Source organism: Meiothermus cerbereus (assembly GCF_051297115.1).
GTDB classification, from domain to species: Bacteria; Deinococcota; Deinococci; order Deinococcales; family Thermaceae; genus Meiothermus; species Meiothermus cerbereus_A.
The window spans coordinates 1-15,764 of the sequence record NZ_JBEVAL010000011.1; the positions used below are offsets into that span (position 1 = coordinate 1).

The following is a 15,764-nucleotide window of genomic DNA, read 5'->3' on the forward strand; positions in this document are numbered from 1 at the left end:
TCTTTGCCCACAACTTCAAGCGTCTGGCCAGCGTTTTGTAGGTAGCAACTTGGGTTAAACATATGAACAAGCGCAGCGCTTGTAGAACAAACAAGTGCGGGGTGTCTTCAGCACCCCTCACGCGCTGAGGGGGTAATAAGATTGTGGGGTGATTCAAGCGATTTTGTTCGACTTAGACGAAACCCTTATTCTGGATCATCCGGTATCGCTCCACACCCTGCGTAGTTGTGCTTTTTATGCGGCTTCCTGGTACAGCCTGGACATTCCCCGTTTAATCCAGGCCGCCGAGGAAAGCGCGGTGCGGCTGTGGAAGGCTTCGCCGGTGTATGACTATACCCAGCGCATAGGCCACAGCGCGGGCGAGGGACTGTGGGCACGCTACGAAACCCAGGCCCATCCTGCCCTGAAGACGCTCTACGACTGGGCCCCTGCTTTTCGGGTGGCCGTCTGGAGTGAGGCCCTGGCCCAGCAGGACATACACGACGACGCCCTCTGCGAGGCCCTGGCACACCGCTACTTTGCGGAGCGGCGGCTATACCCCCGCTACCCCGAGATAGACGCACTGCTACAGGCCCTTGCGGGCTACAAGCTGGGCATCGTGACCAACGGCGTGCCAGACTTGCAGCGCGAGAAGCTCGAGGGCTTTGGACTGCAAGACCGTTTTCAGGCCGTGGCGGTGTCGGGCGAACTTGACGTGGGCAAGCCTGAGCGTGGCATCTTCGAGCACATCTGCCAGATGCTGGGCGTAGAGCCCCAGGCCTGTGTGATGGTGGGGGACAACCCCGAGCGCGATATTGCGGGTGCAGCAAACGCAGGTATGAAATCGGTCTGGGTGGCGCGGGGCTTCAAGGACAAAGACCCCGCACACCCTGCTGACCTCGAGGTCACCAACCTTTTGCAGATGCTGCCCTGGCTGGAGACTTTGAGCTTCTGAGCGGTAGCATAATGCCTGTGGACTTGAGGCTTCGCGAGCATACCTTAGACCTTTCGCGCCCCCGGCTGATGGGGGTGCTCAACCTGACCCCAGACTCTTTCTCCGACGGGGGGCGGTATCAAAAACCTGAAGCAGCCCTGGAACGTGCGCGCCAGATGGTCGTTGAGGGGGCAGACCTCATCGATGTGGGGGGTGAGTCTACCCGTCCCGGTGCAGCGCCCGTAAGCGTAGAGGAGGAAAAACGCCGGGTGCTGCCGGTGCTGGAGGCCCTCCTTTCGCTCGAGGTGCCCATCAGCATAGATACCCGTAAACCGGAGGTGGCTGCCGAGGCGTTGGCCTTGGGGGTACACCTGCTGAACGATGTAAGCGGTTTGCGCGATGAGCGAATGGTAGCCCTGGCAGCTCACTACGGGGTGCCTGCCGTGATCATGCACATGCCCCATCCCGACCCCGCTACCATGCAGCAACACGCTTGCTATGCCGACGTGGTCGGGGAGGTGCGGGCCTTTTTGCAGACGCAAGCCCACAAAGCCCTTATGGCCGGGGTGCCTCAGGTGGTGCTCGACCCCGGCATTGGTTTTGGTAAGACCCTGGAGCACAACCTGCAGATTATTGCCCATCTGGACAGGCTGGTCGCCCTGGGTCATGCGGTGCTGCTGGGGGCTAGCCGTAAGCGCTTTATCGGGACGCTAAGCGGGGTGGAGCAGGCGGAAGGGCGAATCATGGGCACGTTGGCGGCGCACCTCTTTGGGGTAAGCCAGGGGGCCTGTATTCTGCGGGTACACGATGTGCGGGCCCACCGGGAGGCGCTTGCGGTCTGGAGCGCCATTGAGGCCCATCAACACAGGCTTTCTGGAGAAGCTTAGAATGGGCAAGATTGCACTTACAGGTATCGAGCTATACGCTCGCCATGGCCTACATGCTGAAGAAGAAAAGCTGGGTGCGCGGTTTGTGGTAGATGTGGAGATGGAGGTGGCTTTTGAGGGAAAGCCCGATGCCCTTGGCTCCACCGTGGACTACAGCGCAGTTTTTCGCCTCATCCAGAAGGAGGTGACCGAGCAACGTTTTTATTTGATAGAGGCCCTGGCCGAGCATCTGGCCGAGGAGATCATGAGAAACTTCCCCGAAGTGCACGAGCTGTTGTTGCGGGTACACAAGCCCCACGCACCGTTGCCGGGGGTGGTTCGGGATGTGTTTGTGCAAACCTCGAGGCGGCGATGAACTACACCGAGGCGCTAGGCTATACCACTTCGCTGGTCAAATTTGGCATCCAGCTTGGTCTGGATCGCTTCCGGGAGCTTTTGCGGCGGGTGGGCAGTCCCCATACTGCCTTCCGTGCGGTGCATGTGGCGGGAACCAACGGCAAAGGTTCTACCACCACCCTTATCGCAGCGGTGCTGCGTGAGGCGGGTTACCGCACCGGTTGTTATCTTTCTCCGCACCTTTTTGACTTTCGTGAGCGTATCCAGATCAATGGTGTTCCTATTCCCCCTGAGGCTTTGGCCAGACAGGTTGCAAGGCTCAAGCCCGAGATAGAGGCGCTGGCCCAGGACCCGCGCTATGGTCAGACCACCGAGTTTGAGCTGATTACCGCAGCAGCCTTTGGCTACTTTGCCGAACAAAAGGTGGATGTGGCGGTGCTCGAGGTGGGTCTGGGGGGGCGGCTGGATGCGACCAACGTCATCCCACCGCCTTTGGTCGCAGTCATCACCAGCATTGGCCTCGATCATCAGGAGGTGCTGGGCCACAGCCTGCGCCAGATTGCCCTGGAGAAAGCCGGCATCCTGAAGCCGGGTGTGCCGGTGGTGACCGGTGTGACCCAGCCGGAGGCCCTGCAGGCCATCGAGGAGACCGCCCATGGCCTGGGCTGCACCTTGCACACGGTCGCGCCGACAGCCCCTGCCTATGCGCGATACACCACCGATGCCAGCGGGCTTTCACTATGGTGGCCGGGGCGGCCACTGCGCGGGCTGCACCTGGCCCTGCGGGGCCCTTTCCAGCAGGCCAACGCAGCCGTGGCCGCCACAGCCCTGCGGATACTGGCGGAGCAGGGGTTGGCGATTCCTGAGGAGGTCTTGCGCCGGGGTCTGGAGCAGGCCCGCCTGCCGGGCCGTTTTCAGGTGCTGCGCCTTGGGCCTCCCCCCCGTGTGCTGGTGCTCGATGTGGCCCACAACCAGGATGGAGCCCGGGCCCTGGCCGAGGCGCTAAGGGCTACCTTTCCCGAGCGGAAGGGTCTTTTTGTGGTGGGGATGAAAGCCAACCACGACCCCGCGGAGTTCCTGCCGCCCTTGCGCGACCAGATAGACCGCCTGTGGGTAAGTCAGCCGCGCAACAGCCCCCGTCCGGTTGAGGAACTGCTGGCAGTAGCGCGTGATCTGGGGCTCGAGGTCGAGGCGCTGCCGGATATCCCTCAGGCCTTGGCCCGGGCCCTGGCCCAGGCTGAGCCCGAACAGCCGGTTGTGCTGACTGGCTCGCTGCTCACGGTGGGGGAGCTTCCCGAGCCTTACCGCAGTCTGGCGATGGCTGGTTAGGGATTACCAGCGCAGATCTGTTGGGCGTACCCCTGCACGGCCAACCCTAGCCAGCAAAGCCGCCACAGACCCTCGTCCTGGAACCACCCAGTCGGGCGCGATTTCGGCCAGGGGGGCCAGCACGAAAGCCCGCAGGTGCATGCGGGGATGTGGAAGGGTCAGGCCAGGCAGCTCAAGCTCTAGCCCATCGCACAGAAGCAGATCGAGATCCAGGGTGCGGGGGCTGTTGGGGTAGAGCCGTACCCGTCCTTCCTGTTGTTCGATGTGCAGTAGAAGTGCGAGCAGTGCGGCGGGCTCGAGCGGGCAAAAGAAAACTGCTGCTGCGTTGAGATAGGCTTCCTGCTCGAGGGGGCCACCCACCGGTTCGGTCTCGTATATGCGGCTTAAAACCAGCCCCTCTACCTTTCCAGCATGCCTCAAGCGGGCCACACCCTGCCGCAGGTGTTCGAGGCGATCACCCAGATTAGAGCCTAAAGCCACTGCGTAACGATACACGCCAACAAGGTATCACCTGCGGCTGGTAGTATTGATGGGCGATGTTTGAGGGTGCCACAGCCCTTTATGCCAGCGCCCGGGCCCAGGGACTGTACCCGGCCTTGCTCGAGTCGGCTGGGGAAATCACCCCTTTCGGACGCCTGACCTTGTTGGGGGTGGGGGCCACACGGCGGCTGGAGGTTTGGGAGGGCCGTACCTACCTGGATGGAAGGCCGGTGGGCGATGCGCTAAAGGTGTTTAGCTTCTTGGAGGAGGGGCTTGGGGAGGGTTACTTTCCTGCCTGGATAGGTTTCTTTACCTACGAGTATGCCCGCTACCTGGGGTTACCTGTTCGAGCTGCCCTGCCTGGTCTGCCAGAAGCAGCTTTTTTCTTTTATCCCAAGGGCTATGCCTGGCTCGAGGGGGTTTTGCTGGAGGGCCCGGCGGTGGGCCCGCTGGCGAGGCTGCCCGAAAAGACGCTGAGCGGTTTAAAGCTAAAGAGCGACTATTCCCAGGAGGCCTTTCTGCAGGGCGTGGCGGAGGTAAAAGAGCGCATTCGGGCGGGCTGGGTTTATCAGGTTAACCTGTCCCGTCGCTTCCGTTTCAGCGCCCAGGGGGTGGATCCCCTGCACTTGTACCAGGCCTTGCGCAGCCACAACCCCAGCCCGTTTATGGGCTTGCTCGAGAGGGAGGCCTATGCAGTGCTCTCGGGCAGCCCTGAGCGGCTTTTTAGCTACAGAGAAGGCATCCTCACAGCCCGGCCCATCGCCGGAACCCGGCCTCGAGGTCTGAGCGAAGCCGAGGACATGGCACGGGAGGAAGAGCTGCGCAATAGCAGCAAGGAGCGGGCCGAGCACGTCATGCTGGTCGATCTTTTGCGCAACGACCTGGCAAGGGTCTGTGCGCCAGGTAGCGTGGAGGTAAGCGAAGCTTTTACCCTCGAGCGCTACTCCCATGTGATGCACCTGGTCTCGGAGGTGCGCGGTCATAGCCGTGCTCCTTTGCAAGAGGTTTTCGCCAGCATTTTTCCTGGTGGAACCATCACCGGTGCTCCCAAGGAAAGCGTGATGCGCACCATTGCCGAACTGGAGCCGGTGCCTCGTGGGGTTTACACCGGCTCAATGGGCTATGTATCGGGCAAAGGCTGTGATTTTAACATCCTCATCCGAAGTTTTGGCTTTGCCAAGAGCACCGGTTATTTTTCGGCGGGGGCTGGTGTGGTGATTGCCAGCGATCCTGAGCGGGAGTATCTCGAGACCCAGGCCAAAGCAGAGGCCTTGCTTTTTGCCCTGGGGCAAGGCCAGAAGGGGAGGCCTCCGGCTTTACCGCGGCGGGATAGCGCCTGGAGACCCCCAAGACCGGCCAAGCGCCAGGCGGCCCGGGTGGTTTTTCTGGAGAACCACGACTCCTTCAGCTATAACCTCGTTGATTACCTCCGTGCCCTGGGGGCGGAGGTGCGGGTGGTGGACCACCTGGAGCCTCCCGAGCTGTCCTGGCCGACGCACCTGGTGGTGGGGCCGGGGCCGGGTGACCCGAGCAGCGCAGGACGCTGCCTCGAGTGGACGCGGGCAGCACTGGCAGTCGGGCTGCCCTTCTTGGGGATCTGTCTGGGCCACCAGGCCCTTGGGATGGCCCTGGGCGCCTGCCTGAAGCGGGCCCCTGAACCGGTGCACGGCGAAGCATGTCCGGTTAATCACCTGCAGGAGGGGATTTTTAAGGGCCTGCCCAGCCCCGCCCGTTTCACCCGCTACCACTCGTTGCTCATCGATAACCTGCCCCCGTCCCTACGCCTGGAGGCCTGGACTGCTTCGGGGTTGTGCATGGCGGTCTCCCACCGGGATCGCCCGGCCTGGGGGGTGCAGTTTCATCCCGAAAGTATGCTCTCGGAGTATGGCATGATCCTGCTCAGCAACTTTCTTTCCTTGGGCGAACCCCTGGTGAAAGCCGTGGAAACCGACCATGTCTCGCATTAACGGCAGGCCCGCCCACCCACTGCCCGAGGCTTTCTGGCACGGTTTTTTTGTGTATACCACCCTGCGTCTGGTGCAGGGGCAGCCGCTCTGGCTGCCAGCACACCTGGAGCGCTTGCGCCGGCATGCAGCGGCTTTGGGCCTGGCTTTTCCAGGATTTGCTGTGCTGGAGCAGGAAGTCATGCACTATAGCCTGGCAAAAGCCGACCTGCTGCTGCGGCTGGTGGTATTTCCCGAGGGGTATGCCTCGAGCGCGCGCCCATTTGTTCCACCCCCGGCGGCGGCCTATACCTCTGGGGTTCGGGTCTGGCTGACGGCCCGACAGATTCATCCCGATCTGGGTGTGTATAAGACCGGCAGCTACCTTGCGTACCGCCTGGCCCGCCTCGAGGCCGAGCGCCATGGCTGCTTTGAAGGTCTGCTGCTCGATAAGGACGGGTACCTGGCCGATGGCAGCCGTACCAGCTTGCTGCTGTACCGCAAGGGGGAGCTGAGCGCGCTTTTGGGTGGGCTCGAGGGGATCACCCGCCAGAAAGTGCTCGAATGTGCGGCCGGCATGGGTTTTCGGGTGGGAAAGCTGCGCCTGAGGCCAGATGAGCTTGCAGGCCAACTGCTGCTGGCTGGAACCGGCGTCGGCCTGCTGCCGGTGGGCCAGCCTGCCGATGCTGGACTGCAAGAGCTTATCGCGCGTTTTCGACCGTAGTGCTGCCAGGAGGCCTGTGGCGGGGTTATCGGGTCAGGATAAACTAAAGGGTGACCATGCTTCTAGCGATTGACATTGGCAACACCAACATCACCCTGGGGTTGTACCAGGGAAAGACCTTGAGCTCGAGCTGGCGCATTTCCACCGACCCGCAACGGATGCCCGACGAGTACGGTGTCGGAATTCTCAACCTGCTGGCCTACCGCGGCCACTCAGCCGCCGAGGTTAAGGCGGTGGTCATGGCCTCGGTGGTTCCACCCCTGACCAGCACCCTGGTGCAGGCCGTGCAGGATTACCTGGGTCACAAGCCGCTGGTGGTGGACGCCAGCGTTCAGACTGGGGTGCGGGTACGCTACGACGACCCTTCGCAGGTAGGCGCGGATCGAATTGTGGACGCTGCAGCCGTACACCGGCTTTACGGCGGCCCTGCTTGTGTGGTGGATTTTGGCACCGCGACCACCTTCGATGCCATTACCGCCGAAGGAGATTACCTTGGGGGCGCTATTGCCCCAGGAATAGGAATTGCTGCCGAGGCTTTGTTTCAAAGGGCGGCAAAGCTGCCAAAGGTGGAGCTTAAGGCCCCACCAACGGCTATTGGGCGCAACACCGTGCATTCGATGCAGTCGGGGCTGCTGTTTGGCTATGTGGGCCTGGTGGAGGGTATGGTGGCCCGCTTTCGCAGAGAGCTGGGCCCCCAGATGAAGGTCATTGCTACCGGTGGTCTGGCCGAACTCATCGCGCGGGAAACGCCGGTCATCGAGATTATTGCGCCCTGGCTAACCCTGGATGGTTTGCGCATTATCTGGGAGATGAACCAGTGAACCCTTTGCTAAATAAGCGCATCGTGCTGGGGGTTAGCGGCTCGGTGGCGGCCTACAAAGCGGCTGAACTGGCCAGCAAGCTGACCCAGGCCAAAGCCCAGGTGGATGTGGTTTTGAGTGAGGGGGCCGAGCGCTTTATTTCGCCCCTGACCTTCGCCTCGCTAACCGGCCGCAAGGCCTACAGCAGCCTGTGGGACAGCGATGCGCACGTGGTGCACGTGGGCCTGGGGGAGGCCGCCGACTTGCTAATTATAGCTCCTTGCAGCGCCAATACCCTGGCTAAACTGGCCACAGGCCAGGCCGATAACCTGCTCACCCTGACCGCGCTGGCTGCCCGCTGCCCGGTGCTGGTAGCGCCTGCCATGGATGGGGGTATGTTTGAACACCCGGCTACCCAGGCCAACATTCAGACGCTGCGCCAGCGGGGCGTGCAGATCTTGGGCCCGGCCCAGGGTCGGATGGCCTCGGGGCTGGTAGGGTGGGGGCGGATGCTGGAGCCAGCCGAGATTTTGGGACAGCTGCGCCTGGTTCTAAGCCGGGGTGGCCCCCTGGCTGGCAGGCATGTCCTGGTCAGTGCAGGGGGCACCCAGGAGCCGCTGGACCCGGTGCGCTATCTGACCAATCGCTCCTCTGGCAAGCAGGGTTTCGCCCTGGCCCAGGCGGCGCTGGACCTGGGGGCGCAGGTGAGCCTGGTGGCGGGGGCCACGGCTGCATCCCTCCCCACGCCCTATGGGGCTGAGCGTATTGATGTGGAGACCGCTGCCCAGATGGCCGAGGCCATATTGCAACGGGCTGGCAGCGCCGATGTGCTGATTATGGCCGCAGCGGTGGCCGATTTTCGTCCTCGCCAGGTTCAGCCGCACAAAATCAAGAAGAACCTGCTGCCCCAGGTTGACCTCGAGCCCACCCCAGATATTCTGCTGGCCGTGGCCGAGCTGCGCCGACGGATAGGGCGGCCTGCGGTGGTGGTGGGCTTTGCTGCCGAAAGCCAGAACCTGCTGGAAAACGCCCAGGATAAGCTAGCGCGCAAAGGGCTTTCTATGCTTGTTGCCAACCAGGTCGGCCTTCCCGATGCGGGGTTTGCGGTGGATACCAACCGGGTCAGCCTGCTCTGGCCAGGGGGTGCGGTGGAGCACCTGCCGCTTCTGAGCAAAAGCGAGGTTGCGGAAGAAGTCCTCAGGCGGGTGGTGGCCCTTTTGGAGGGTTGATTCGGGCTTACCGCAGGGCCTTCAGCGCCAGTTTGATCAGCTCCTGGGTGGTGGCCTCGGGGTTTTTCTGGGCAATTTCGGCCACCACGCTTTTTACCTGGCCTTCCCGGAAGCCCAGGGTGATGAGGGCCAGCTCGGCCTCCTCGGTATGGCTGGTGCGAACCAGGCTTCCCCCCTCGCCCATCAGGTGGGCCGGAACCTTGCCGCGCAGCTCGAGGGCAATCCGCTCGGCCAGTTTTTTGCCCACGCCCTGGGCTGCGGTGAGCAGGCGCAGGTCGCCCTCGGCCAGGGCTCGAGCCAGCAGGGCGGGGGTCTGGGAGGAAAGCAGGTTGAGGGCCACCCTAGGCCCCACCCCGGACACCGAGAGCAAAAGCTCGAAAAGCTCGAGGCTACGTGCCTCGGCAAAACCAAAGAGCGACAGATCGTCCTCGCGCACGATGAGCCGGGTGTGCAGGGCGGCTTCCTGGCCCTCGGTGAGCTGGGCCAGGGTGGAAGCTGGACAGCCAACCTCGAGGCCGATACCCCCCACCAGCAAGACTGCACTGCTGGAGCCTTTTTTGAGTACCGTTCCTTTCAAATAGCGAACCACGAGAAAAGTCTACTTTCCCTGAAAATGCGGGGGGCGCTTCTCGTAAAAAGCCCGCACGCCCTCCTGGTGATCCTCACTGCGCCCCGCCACTTCTTGTAGCAAAGCCTCGTACTCGAGCATCTCCTCCAGGCTGGCGCTGGCGCTGCGTCGCAAAGCCCGTTTGATCAGGCCATAAGTTTTGGTGGGGCCTTGGGCCAGTTCACCCGCTAGACGGGCCACCTCTTCGGCAAAACTCTCTACCGGCACCACCTTGTTTACCAGACCCAGGCTCAGGGCCTCCTCGGCTTTTATTCGACCGGAGAGCACCTCCAGCTCGAAGGCCCTAGCGTACCCCACCATGCGCGGCAGGTGATAGTTCATGCCTGCATCGGGAATCAGACCAATTTTACTGAAGCCGGTGGTCAGCACCGCGTCGGCAGAAGCGATGCGCAGGTCGCAGGCCAGGGCCAGCGACAAACCCGCGCCCGCCGCTGCCCCATGAATTGCGGCAATCACCGGTTTTTCCAGACCGGCCAGGCCTTCCACCACCGAGCGGTAGTTGCGCAGGTGGTTTTTGTAGGAGATGCGCTGCCCTTCAAACTCGCGCAGATCCTGGCCGGAACAAAAGCCACGGCCCGCACCCTGCAGCACCACCACCCGTACCTCCGGTGCGCTGGCCTCTTTGATGGCCTTGCCCAGTTCTCGCAGCATCTCGGTGGTGAGGGCGTTGATGGCCTCGGGCCGGTTCATGGTCAGGGTCAGGATGCCGTCTTTGGCCTCGCGTAGAAGTACGTCCATGGTTCCTCCTTAACGCCCTTTCCACTGGGGCTTGCGTTTTTCTAGAAAAGCGGTGGTGCCTTCTTGTTTATCCTCGCTGCCAAAGGCAATCAGGAAGTTGCTGCGCTCGAGCCCCAGCCCATGTTCCAGGCTCATATCCTGGGCCCGGTTGATGGCATCCTTAGCCAGCCGCGCAGCTAAGGGGGCCCGTTCGGCGATGGTCTGGGCGAGCTCGAGGGTTTCTTCCAGGTAAAGCTCTACTGGAACCACCCGGTTCACCAGCCCGTGTTGCAGGGCCTCCCAGGCCGAGAGCACCCGTCCGGCCAGAATTACCTCCATGGCCAGGTACTTGCCTACCTGCCGGGTCAGGCGTTGGGTGCCCCCGCCACCCGGAATGATGCCCAGGTTGATCTCGGGCTGGGCAAACCGGGCCGTGTCGGAAGCCACAATCAGGTCGCAAAGCATGGCCAGCTCGCAACCCCCCCCATACGCATACCCCGACACAGCCGCTATTAGGGGCTTGCGCACCTTGCGCAACACCTCGTACTGGTCGGCACGCAAGCCCCGCATGAGCTCGCTTAGGCTGGTTTTTTGAAACTCGGCAATATCGGCCCCGGCAGCAAAAACCCGCTCGTTGCCGGTGATGACCATGGCCCCGATGCCCCCGTCCTGCTCAAATTCGCCAATGGCCTGGGCCAGCTCGCTCAGGGTGGCGGTGTTGAGGGCGTTGAGCTGCTTGGGCCGGTTTAGCCGAACCAGCCCTACCTGCCCGTGGGTCTCGACCTGAATGTTCTCGTACATGATAACCTCTGGCCTAAACGCCACCTATTTGAGCCGGCTGGCCGGAAAGCGCTCGTTTTCCCACACGTCAATAAAGGCCGTTCCTGCGGCCAGCTTCGCGCTGTGTGGAACACCCGCAGGAATGTGGTAGTAGTCGCCTTTGCGAAACACCTTGGTCTCGCCCCCCATCACGAACACCACCTCACCCTCGAGCACCACCCCCCACTGGCCCTCGTGGGCGTGCTCGGGCACAAAGGTTTCCTGGGCTACCTGGGCAAACCCCACCTGGCCCTTATGGCCGGAAAGCACCGCCATGTCCATGCCGGGCCAGATTTCCACCTGTTTGAAGGCCTTAAACCACTCGGGAAAGACATTCATATTTTGACCTCAGCTAGTAGCTTATCGCCTCTGGCCTGGTGCGGGTAGCATGTCCGGAGGGGCTTTCCCCAGTTTTCCCGCCAAAACACCGACCAGTGGCTGTGTCAAAAGGAGATGCTGAAGGCCCCACAATTGTGTTGGCAGCTAGCCCTTCGGGATGCTATACTTCCTAGGCTGCCGAGTTTAAAGACCCCAGCACGGGGCACTCGAGCCGCACACAGGAGCAGACAATGGCCAAGATGAAGACCCATAAGGGCGCCAAAAGCCGTGTCAAGATTACGGCTACAGGCAAAGTGATAGGCAAAAAGCCGGGAAAGCGCCACCTCAACTGGCACAAGTCGGGCAAGAGCCGTCGTCAGAAAGGGCGTGACTTTACCTTTGCCAAAGGTGAAGAGCGCCGTGTCCACCAGCTGATGCCCTACGACGTATAAAGGAGAGGTGATATAGAATGCCACGCGCAAAGACCGGTGTAGTCCGTCGCCGTAAACACAAAGCAATTCTTAAACGAGCCAAGGGCTTCTATGCGCTGCGCTCGAAGAGCGTTCGTAAGGCCCGCGAAACCCTGCTTAGCGGCGCCATGCGCTCTTTCAACGACCGCCGCAAGCGCAAGGGCGATATGCGCCGCTTGTGGATTGTGCGTATCAACGCTGCCGCTCGCCAGCATGGCCTGAGCTACAGCGTGTTTATGCACGGCCTCAAGAAAGCCGGAATCGAACTCGACCGCAAGATTCTGGCCGATATTGCCGTGCGCCAGCCGGAGGCCTTCGCCGAGCTGGTCAGCAAAGCCAGGGCGTAGGGGAACTGCGCCCTCAAAAACACCCACCGCCGGGTGGGTGTTTTACTTTTTCCAGCTGCACAAAGCGTTTGCGAAAACTGCCCTAGTCATCTACTAAAACAGGGTCTTCCTTGGAAGCCGTTTTATCTTCGGCCAGCGAGAGCTTGGCCAGCGTCAGGGCCAGCACGTAGGTGCCTCTGGCGATATCCTCGGGGGAGGCGTACTCGTCCGGACGGTGGCTAACCCCTCCCCGGCAGGGGATAAAGAGCATGGCGGTAGGGGCAATCCGGGCCATGAATAAAGAGTCGTGGTAGGCCCGGCTCACCATCAGCTTGAACTTGACCCCGGCCTCGCCGCAGGAGGCCACCAGCGCTTTTAGCACTTCAGAGCCAGCTTTGGCCGGGGGGTCTACGTTGATGATGTCTACGCTGTATTTTATTTCGCGCCGGGTGCAGACCTGCTCCACCCCCTGAATCACGTTGCGAATCACCTGATCCCGGCGAGACTGTTCAACATCGCGAATGTCTATCTCGAGCTTGACCCGGCTGGGCACGCTATTGACCGCGTTGGGATAGACCTCGCAAAAGCCGGTGGTGGCTACGGTATTGATGCTACCGCTGTTTTTGGCAAAGGCCTCCACGCCCAGGATAATTTCGGCAGCGGCACACAGCGCATCGCGGCGGTCGGGCATCAACATCGTCCCGGCATGGCCTCCCACGCCTTCCAACTCCACCCGCAGGGCAGCCGGAGCGGCAATGGCCGTCACGATGCCCAGGGGCACCTGCTCTTGCTCGAGCAAGGGGCCTTGCTCGATGTGCAGTTCCACAAAAGCCGAGTAATAGCCCTGGGGAAGCCGCACATCTTCTAGAGGGCCCATATAACCGGCTTCCCAGCGGACTTCCTCCAGGGTACGCCCTTCCTGATCCTTAAGCTGGCGCAGCGAGTCGGGGCTCAAAACCCCGGCCAGGGTACGGCTTCCCAGGCAGCCAATGCCAAAACGGGTGGGCTCTTCGGCGGTGAAGATGAGCAGTTCGATGGAGCGGTAGGGCTTAAAACCACTGCGCTGCAGCGAACGGATGGCCTCCAGGCCCCCCAGCACGCCCACGGTGCCGTCGTACATGCCGGCGTAGGGGATGGCGTCGAAGTGGGAGCCCGTGCCAACGGCTGGCAGCTCGGGGGCGGAACCCTCCCAGCGGGCAAAGATGTTGCCCAGCCCATCTTCTCGCAGATTCAGGCCTGCTTCCTGGCACAGCCCCTTGAGGTAGGCCCGGGCCTCGAGGTCGGGCTTGGTGTACAGGATGCGGGTAATGGCTGGCTTGGGTGTGTCGGAAAACTCCGCCAGGGCCTCGAGTTCGCGGATAATTCGTTCTTGGTCTACCAGGGGTCGGACAATCATGGTTGCTCCAAAAAAAATCTTTCAGCGGTTTATACGGGGCCACGCCAGGTTTATCGAAACAACTCGAGCGCCGCTCGGATCAAAAGAATGTAAGCACTTCATGGGCCCTGCCCACCCCGTCAGGATAGCATCTCCAGGGAATGGCGGTTTACATCTTTGTAGATGAGGTATTTGCTGGGAGACTTGCCTAAAGCGCCGAACCACTGCGGGCAGTACGCGGCCATCCAGATTACGTCCCCAGCCTGCACGGTGTACCAGTGGTCACCCAGGCGGTACACCCCGCCGCCTTGCAAAAACAACAGGCCATGCTCCATGACATGGGTTTCTACCAGGGAGAGGTGGGCCCCAGGAGCAAAGGTCATGGTATTAACGGCCATATCGAAGGAGAAATTGTCGGGCAGGAGCAGGCGCACCTGCAGGGCTTCATCGCCCATCAGCGGGCTGCTGGGGGTATCTGGTTCGTGCCCGAGCACCACCTGGGGTACGTCCATGCCGGCCAAGGCCTGGTAGGGTTTGTCGAAAACCACCATCCGGCAGCCGGATGCCGCTGCAAAATGATGGGGGGTGTTGGCAGGCAGGTACACATAGTTGTTGGCCCATAGGGTATGCCGGGCTCCCCCTACCTCGAGCGCCACTTCGCCCTCGAGCACATAGGCAAAGCGCTGGATGTCCAACAGGCTCATCTGGCCGGTGCTGCCGGACTGCATCTCTACGGTGTACATCATGAAGCGGGCTCCCATCTCGGGGGAGATATGTACGATGCAGGCAGCCTGGCTCCAGCCGGGCAGGCTCGAGCGCACAAAGGTATCGGGGGTCAGCAGGGCGTGGTCGGGGGTTACGCGGGTGCGGGTAAAACCGGTCAGACTCATAAATTCCTCTAGGTGAACAGGCCCGTCAGGGCTCTGTCCTGAAAGGGATCGTCCGCTGGGTGAACAGGCCCGTCAGGGTTCTGTCCCGAAGGGGATCGTCCGCTAGGTGAACAGGCCCATCAGGGCTCTGTCCCGAAGGGGATCGTCCGCTGGGTGAACAGGCCCGTCAGGGCTCTGTCCTGAAAGGGATCGTCCGCTAGGTGAACAGGCCCATCAGGGTTCTGTCCCGAAGGGGATCGTCCCCTTGAGCAAGCGAACCTCGCCGGGCTTTTCTATCTTACCTCCGGCATACACCCGCTGCCCACGCAACCAGGTCTCCTGCACCACCCCGACAAAGGTACGGCCCAGATAGGGTGAGATGGGGTGACGGTAAAACAGGTCTTGCTGTCTCAAGGTGTAGGTTTGGCCCAGGTCTACCAGGGCGAAGTCGGCATCATAGCCTTCGGCCAGGCGGCCTTTCTGGGCCAGGCCAAAGCGCTTGGCGGGGTTGGCTGCGAGCAGGGCGGCCAGCCGCTCCAGGGCCAGGCCGCGCTGGCGCCAACCCTCGCTCAGCAGCACCCCCAGGGTAGACTGCACCCCCGCGATGCCGCCCCACAGGCTGAAGAAGTCATGGCCCTGTTTCATCTCGGGTGGGCTGGGGGAGTGGTCGGAGCCAATGATATCTACCTGCCCTTGCAGCACCTGCACCCACAGCAAAGTTCGCTGCAGCTCGGAGCGGAAGGGCGGGGCACACTTGCCCAGCGCTCCCAGCCGCTCCAGGTCTTCTTCGGTAAAGGCCAGGTAGTGAGGGCAGGTCTCCAGGCTCACGTCCACCCCCTTGGCCCTGGCTTCGGCGGCCATGACCACCCCTGCGCCCGAACTGATATGTACGATGTGCAGCCGGCAGCCGGTCTCGCGGGCAAACAGCAAGGCCCGCTGGATGGCCTCGAGCTCGGTGTAGACCGGCCTCGAGTCCAGGTAGTCGCGCCAGCTGGTCTGGCCCTTCTGGCGCTTCTGCTGGGCCAGGTGGGCGGTCAGGGCTTCCGACTCGGCGTGCACCGCCACCGGCAGGCCAAGCTGGGCAGCCAGGCGCATGCCCACATACAGGGTGGCGTCGTCGCAGGCGGGAAACTGGGGCAGGCCGGAGTTGCACATGAAGGCCTTGAACCCGATTACGCCGCGTTCGGCCAGATCGGGCATATGTTGCAGGTTGTTTGGGGTCAGGCCGCCCCATAGCGCAAAATCGGTGTGGGAGCGGGCCTGCATGGCCGCCAGCTTCTGGTCAAAGGAGGGGCCATCCAGGGTGCAGGGCAGCGAGTTGAGGGGCATATCGAAGAAGGCCGTGCCGCCGCCGGCTGCCAGGGCCGCGCTGCCCGAGGCGATGCCCTCCCAGTGGGCCTGTCCCGGCTCGTTGAAGTGCACGTGCACGTCAATCAGGCCCGGAAAAACGTGCAAGCCTGAGGCGCTAATCTCCTGCCGGGCCGGTTCGGCAATCTCCGGGGCCACCTGCACGATCTGCCCACCCGAAATGCCCAAATCGGCCTGCCGCACCCCTTCTGGGGTTACCAGCTTTCCACCACGCACAATTAGCTCGAGCATCG

18 protein-coding genes are annotated in these 15,764 nt (G+C 62.1%); 10 read left to right on the forward strand and 8 right to left on the reverse strand.

Annotated elements, in window-relative coordinates; translation table 11 throughout:
- Window positions 1–148: 148 nt before the first annotated feature.
- From ABWU19_RS03845 to ABWU19_RS03860, 4 genes are all read left to right on the forward strand, one after another.
- Window positions 149–934, forward strand: a complete 786-nt coding sequence (locus ABWU19_RS03845; RefSeq protein ID WP_435900446.1) for an HAD family hydrolase — start codon at window positions 149–151, stop codon at window positions 932–934.
- A 68-nt stretch (window positions 935–1,002) separates the two neighbouring features.
- Window positions 1,003–1,800, forward strand: coding sequence for a dihydropteroate synthase (gene folP / locus ABWU19_RS03850; protein WP_435900504.1), 798 nt, complete (start codon window positions 1,003–1,005; stop codon window positions 1,798–1,800).
- Window position 1,801: 1 nt separating this feature from the next.
- Window positions 1,802–2,155, forward strand: a complete 354-nt coding sequence (gene folB / locus ABWU19_RS03855; RefSeq protein WP_435900447.1) for a dihydroneopterin aldolase — start codon at window positions 1,802–1,804, stop codon at window positions 2,153–2,155.
- On the forward strand, window positions 2,152–3,465 hold the full coding sequence (locus ABWU19_RS03860; RefSeq protein WP_435900448.1) for a bifunctional folylpolyglutamate synthase/dihydrofolate synthase: 1,314 nt from the start codon (window positions 2,152–2,154) through the stop codon (window positions 3,463–3,465). Before folB ends, ABWU19_RS03860 begins: the two co-directional genes overlap by 4 nt.
- Window positions 3,466–3,468: 3 nt before the next feature.
- On the opposite strand, the gene folK is transcribed toward ABWU19_RS03860, so the two are convergent.
- The gene (gene folK / locus ABWU19_RS03865) at window positions 3,469–3,960 is read right to left on the reverse strand and encodes a 2-amino-4-hydroxy-6-hydroxymethyldihydropteridine diphosphokinase (protein WP_435900449.1); all 492 of its coding nucleotides are present in this window, start codon (window positions 3,958–3,960) and stop codon (window positions 3,469–3,471) included.
- A 41-nt stretch (window positions 3,961–4,001) separates the two neighbouring features.
- On the opposite strand from folK, the gene ABWU19_RS03870 reads away from it, so the two are divergent.
- From ABWU19_RS03870 to coaBC, 4 genes are read left to right on the forward strand one after another with little or no spacing between them, the layout of a single operon-like run.
- Window positions 4,002–5,912 carry a chorismate-binding protein gene (locus ABWU19_RS03870; protein WP_435900450.1) on the forward strand — a complete coding sequence of 637 codons (1,911 nt, stop codon included), beginning with the start codon at window positions 4,002–4,004 and terminating at the stop codon, window positions 5,910–5,912.
- Window positions 5,899–6,612: an aminotransferase class IV gene (locus tag ABWU19_RS03875; protein WP_435900451.1), complete on the forward strand. Its 714-nt coding sequence runs from the start codon at window positions 5,899–5,901 to the stop codon at window positions 6,610–6,612. Before ABWU19_RS03870 ends, ABWU19_RS03875 begins: the two co-directional genes overlap by 14 nt.
- A 56-nt stretch (window positions 6,613–6,668) precedes the next feature.
- Window positions 6,669–7,433 carry a type III pantothenate kinase gene (locus ABWU19_RS03880; RefSeq protein ID WP_435900452.1) on the forward strand — a complete coding sequence of 255 codons (765 nt, stop codon included), beginning with the start codon at window positions 6,669–6,671 and terminating at the stop codon, window positions 7,431–7,433.
- Window positions 7,430–8,641, forward strand: a complete 1,212-nt coding sequence (gene coaBC / locus ABWU19_RS03885) for a bifunctional phosphopantothenoylcysteine decarboxylase/phosphopantothenate--cysteine ligase CoaBC (protein WP_435900453.1) — start codon at window positions 7,430–7,432, stop codon at window positions 8,639–8,641. Before ABWU19_RS03880 ends, coaBC begins: the two co-directional genes overlap by 4 nt.
- Window positions 8,642–8,648: 7 nt before the next feature.
- On the opposite strand, the gene ruvA is transcribed toward coaBC, so the two are convergent.
- From ruvA to ABWU19_RS03905, 4 genes are read right to left on the reverse strand one after another with little or no spacing between them, the layout of a single operon-like run.
- Complete coding sequence (ruvA, locus tag ABWU19_RS03890; protein WP_435900454.1) at window positions 8,649–9,230, reverse strand: Holliday junction branch migration protein RuvA; 582 nt, start codon at window positions 9,228–9,230, stop codon at window positions 8,649–8,651.
- A gap of 9 nt (window positions 9,231–9,239) precedes the next feature.
- The gene (locus tag ABWU19_RS03895) at window positions 9,240–10,007 is read right to left on the reverse strand and encodes an enoyl-CoA hydratase-related protein (RefSeq protein ID WP_435900455.1); all 768 of its coding nucleotides are present in this window, start codon (window positions 10,005–10,007) and stop codon (window positions 9,240–9,242) included.
- A 9-nt stretch (window positions 10,008–10,016) separates the two neighbouring features.
- Complete coding sequence (locus ABWU19_RS03900) at window positions 10,017–10,787, reverse strand: enoyl-CoA hydratase-related protein (RefSeq protein ID WP_435900456.1); 771 nt, start codon at window positions 10,785–10,787, stop codon at window positions 10,017–10,019.
- A gap of 24 nt (window positions 10,788–10,811) precedes the next feature.
- Window positions 10,812–11,144, reverse strand: a complete 333-nt coding sequence (locus ABWU19_RS03905) for a cupin domain-containing protein (RefSeq protein ID WP_435900457.1) — start codon at window positions 11,142–11,144, stop codon at window positions 10,812–10,814.
- Between the two features lie 230 nt (window positions 11,145–11,374).
- Between ABWU19_RS03905 and rpmI the strand changes: the two genes are divergently transcribed.
- Both rpmI and rplT read left to right on the forward strand, forming a co-directional pair.
- Window positions 11,375–11,575 carry a 50S ribosomal protein L35 gene (gene rpmI, locus ABWU19_RS03910; protein ID WP_435900458.1) on the forward strand — a complete coding sequence of 67 codons (201 nt, stop codon included), beginning with the start codon at window positions 11,375–11,377 and terminating at the stop codon, window positions 11,573–11,575.
- 17 nt (window positions 11,576–11,592) lie between these two features.
- The gene (gene rplT, locus ABWU19_RS03915) at window positions 11,593–11,940 is read left to right on the forward strand and encodes a 50S ribosomal protein L20 (RefSeq protein WP_027876664.1); all 348 of its coding nucleotides are present in this window, start codon (window positions 11,593–11,595) and stop codon (window positions 11,938–11,940) included.
- Window positions 11,941–12,022: 82 nt separating this feature from the next.
- On the opposite strand, the gene ABWU19_RS03920 is transcribed toward rplT, so the two are convergent.
- From ABWU19_RS03920 to ABWU19_RS03930, 3 genes are all read right to left on the reverse strand, one after another.
- Window positions 12,023–13,315, reverse strand: coding sequence for a M20 family metallo-hydrolase (locus tag ABWU19_RS03920; protein WP_435900459.1), 1,293 nt, complete (start codon window positions 13,313–13,315; stop codon window positions 12,023–12,025).
- Between the two features lie 119 nt (window positions 13,316–13,434).
- A complete protein-coding gene (gene allE, locus ABWU19_RS03925) occupies window positions 13,435–14,184 on the reverse strand; it encodes a (S)-ureidoglycine aminohydrolase (protein ID WP_435900460.1) in 750 nt (249 codons plus the stop codon).
- A 213-nt stretch (window positions 14,185–14,397) separates the two neighbouring features.
- Window positions 14,398–15,762 carry an allantoinase gene (locus ABWU19_RS03930; RefSeq protein WP_435900461.1) on the reverse strand — a complete coding sequence of 455 codons (1,365 nt, stop codon included), beginning with the start codon at window positions 15,760–15,762 and terminating at the stop codon, window positions 14,398–14,400.
- Window positions 15,763–15,764 lie beyond the last annotated feature (2 nt).